Consider the following 552-nt stretch of genomic DNA (forward strand, 5'->3'; position numbering starts at 1 on the left):
TATCGATAACTTCGCATTCAGCCAGCACACCATGCCAAGCGGTTTCATCCAAGCTTTAGCCCACATCAAACAGACGGCAGCACTGACCAACGCACAACTAGGGTTACTGGAAGGTGATATCGCTAATGCGATTGCAGAGGCTGCGCAAGCCATTATTGATGGGCAACATCTCGATCAGTTCCCTATCGACCTATTCCAAACCGGTTCTGGGACAAGCTCCAACATGAACGCTAATGAAGTGATTGCCACGCTCGCGTCTGAATTGCTTGGCGGCAACGTCAACCCGAATGACCACGTTAACATGGGTCAAAGCAGTAACGATGTGGTGCCGACGGCGATTCAAGTCAGCTCAGCACTTGCTATTGAACACAAGTTGTTGCCTGCACTGGCTCATCTTAGCCAAAGCCTAGAAACCAAGAAGCAAGCTTTGCAAGGTGTGGTAAAAACAGGCCGAACTCATTTGATGGACGCCATGCCAATCACTTTCGCGCAAGAGCTGGGCGGCTGGCAATTCCAGATTGAACACGCTAAACAAGCCATTGAACAAACACT

At 49.8% G+C, this 552-nt stretch carries 1 protein-coding gene; it reads left to right on the forward strand.

Annotated elements, in window-relative coordinates; translation table 11 throughout:
* Positions 1 to 552: lyase family protein (locus tag R7Q46_RS29410; RefSeq protein WP_318078618.1), on the forward strand; the 552-nt coding region annotated here is incomplete at both ends.

The organism is Vibrio sp. 811, from assembly GCF_033339195.1.